This is a genomic window from Okeania sp., assembly GCF_983059655.1.
Genome location: NZ_CEZPJD010000947.1, coordinates 1 through 2,735 on the forward strand (window position 1 = coordinate 1; position 2,735 = coordinate 2,735).

Here is a 2,735-nt window from a genome sequence, read left to right on the forward strand (position 1 = left end):
AACTGATAACTGAAATTACCAATTCAACTTTGATTAACTTCTTCAATAATCCAATGAAAAGTTTCTATTACTTGTTGTAATGCTACATCATCTTGTAATGTCGATAAACGTAAACTAGGCGCTCTAAATTCTTCTAAATTTCCTGGTAAAGCCAAACCAATTGAACTAAGTTTAGCTCTTAACTCCAACCATTTACCATTATTATTAAATGGAGGTTGACAACTATACTTATTCGAGTAAATTTCTAGATGACCTGAAATATCAATACTAAATAACTCTAGACTCTTTTTTTCTGGTTGATTAACTATTATAGTAAAGCCACCATAAACATCTCCTGTCCCCCATTGAATTGAGGTTATGGGTTCTTGATTTTTAGCCCACCCATGAATTTTTTTGAGTATTGCTGCCTCATCAGCACCCCATCTAGTTTTAAATTCTTGAAAGAAAGATACTTCGTCCCACCTTCTTCTCTCGCGGGTTGTGCTCGATTTTTTCAGTTGCGCTTCAGTTGTTTGACCAATTAATCTTGGAACTAAAGTTCTTAAACCTTCTTGAGCAACATACTGTTTAATTTCTAATGCTAAAACTTCTACTGGATCTATCTGCTCATTCAGAAATTCTACTACCCTTCGTAATTCTGCCGGAATATTATCTGCCACAAATACTAAACGAATTTTATTTGCTTGTAAATTAGTTTTAACTTTTTGCCAAAACTTTTCTTCATTAGCATCTAAACCCAGAAATGTTTCAAATACTTGTTCTGGATCGCGACCATGTTCACGGCAGTTAACTTCAAACTGAGCAATAATTGACTCTAGAGGCCAATAAACTCCTACATTAGCAGCATAATCAATCATTTGACCTACTACTTGTTGGCGAATTTCTGCTTTGTAAGCACCTTTAACTATTACTAATGTCGGAATTGCTTCTTGGTCAAGAAATAAATGAGATAGTGCCCATTGTTGTGTGATCTCTTCTTCTGTCGATATTGCTATTTCCCGTGATATTAATAACCATCTTCTGGGAGTAGCTCTATCTATATCATCTCCTGCAAGTAGGTTAGGATAAGTTTCTATAAATTCTTGTAGTTGATCTTCAGACTCATAAGCTTGTTCTGTCATTTCCACAAGTTGATCGTTGTCACGAATTAAGTAAATACCTCCGCCCATGAATATACCTCTATTTTTAAGTCAAAATTCCCAGTCAAAAGCAATGTAACTTTTAATTTTTATCTATAGCGCTTTGCGCAGGCAACAGGCAACAGGCAACAGGCAATAGGGGGGAATAAAAAAACCGATTTGATCGGACTTGTAGCTATTGGGCAGTTCCTGCAATTTCTCAATATACCAGCGCGTACTGCTATAAAAGTTATTCTCAGTTTTGAAAATAGTACAGCTAATTTTTTTTATAGCAGTCGAAAGAAAAGTGAGGACATATTAGAAGCTAAGAACTCAGACATAGTCAGATTTTTCCTTCTTCTTTCTTCCTTCTTCCTTCTTCTTTCTTCCTTCTTCTATAAAACTAATTTTGAAATAGTCAAAAAATTAATTTTAAACAATTGCTCATCTCTATATTTATATCAATTCATTATTGATTCATTAATGACTCCTGTAAATACTTTTTCTACTGGTCCAGTCATATAAACTTTTTGGTCTGTGATTGACCATTCAATCTCCAAACAACCTCCAGGTAGTTCAACTGTAACTTTATTCTCGTTTCTTTGAGTTAAAACCCCTGCCACTACAGATGCACAAGCACCCGTGCCACAAGCTAATGTTGCACCCGCACCCCTTTCCCATACTCGCATTTTCACATAATTTGGGCTAATAACTTGAATAAATTCTGTATTAGTGCGTTCTGGAAATACGGAGTGATTCTCAAATTGAGGACCTACTATTTCTAGAGCTATATCAGCAACATTCTCTACAAAAGTTATACAGTGTGGGTTCCCCATATTGACACAAGTAACAGACCAAGATTTTCCAGCCACTTCTAGAGTTTGATTAACAATTTTCTCATCAGCATTACCTAGAGTTGTAGGTATTTCCGATGCCAATAACTTTGCCTGTCCCATATCAACTTTTACTTGGCCATCTGCTTGTAATTCGATTCCGAGCAAACCTGCACCAGTATAAATTTTATATTTTGTTTTATTATCATTATCTATTTCAGCAATAAATTTTGCTAAACATCTAATCCCATTGCCACACATTTCTGGTTCAGAGCCATCAGAATTGAAGATCTTCATGGTATAATCTGCTTGCTCTTCTCCAGGCAGGGCAAAAATTACACCATCTGCACCAATACCAAAATTGCGATCGCACAATTTTATCGCCTGTTCTGGTGTTACTATAGGTTGTGACTGGTGGCGATTATCTATCAAAATAAAATCGTTGCCCAGGCCATGATACTTGGTGAATGATACTGTCATTATGATGCTCCAGTAATTGAGTTGAAATTTACTTTTAAATGAAAAGATTACGTGGGAAATATATTGAGTAATTATTATGTCTGATTTTGATACTAGTTTACCCAGTGTTCGCCAGATTCAAACTTATATCACAGATAAGAAAGAGGTAGAGCTAAAACTAATTACTAACGACCTCCATGTGGGAAAAGTTTTCTGGCAAGACCCAAATTGTATCTGTCTCTTAGACCAGTATGATTTACCAATTATAATTTGGCGACAAGCTATTGTTTATCTCAAACCAAAAAACTAATCCTAATTTTTTCAT

Annotated in this window: 3 protein-coding genes; 1 reads left to right on the forward strand and 2 read right to left on the reverse strand. The window is 35.2% G+C overall.

Annotated elements, in window-relative coordinates:
- Positions 1-23: 23 nt before the first annotated feature.
- Both AC3DU7_RS30515 and dapF read right to left on the reverse strand, forming a co-directional pair.
- The gene (locus AC3DU7_RS30515; protein WP_488042988.1) at positions 24-1,169 is read right to left on the reverse strand and encodes a hypothetical protein; all 1,146 of its coding nucleotides are present in this window, start codon (positions 1,167-1,169) and stop codon (positions 24-26) included.
- 410 nt (positions 1,170-1,579) lie between these two features.
- Positions 1,580-2,431, reverse strand: coding sequence for a diaminopimelate epimerase (gene dapF / locus AC3DU7_RS30520; protein ID WP_488042989.1), 852 nt, complete (start codon positions 2,429-2,431; stop codon positions 1,580-1,582).
- Positions 2,432-2,507: 76 nt separating this feature from the next.
- Between dapF and AC3DU7_RS30525 the strand changes: the two genes are divergently transcribed.
- Complete coding sequence (locus AC3DU7_RS30525; protein ID WP_287279187.1) at positions 2,508-2,720, forward strand: Hfq-related RNA-binding protein; 213 nt, start codon at positions 2,508-2,510, stop codon at positions 2,718-2,720.
- Positions 2,721-2,735: the final 15 nt, after the last annotated feature.

Coding starts and splice junctions, on each gene's coding strand:
- AC3DU7_RS30515 (WP_488042988.1), bottom strand. CDS start 1,169: ATGGGCGGAGGTATTTACTTAATTCGTGACAACGATCAACTTGTGGAA.
- dapF (WP_488042989.1), bottom strand. CDS start 2,431: ATGACAGTATCATTCACCAAGTATCATGGCCTGGGCAACGATTTTATT.
- AC3DU7_RS30525 (WP_287279187.1), top strand. CDS start 2,508: ATGTCTGATTTTGATACTAGTTTACCCAGTGTTCGCCAGATTCAAACT.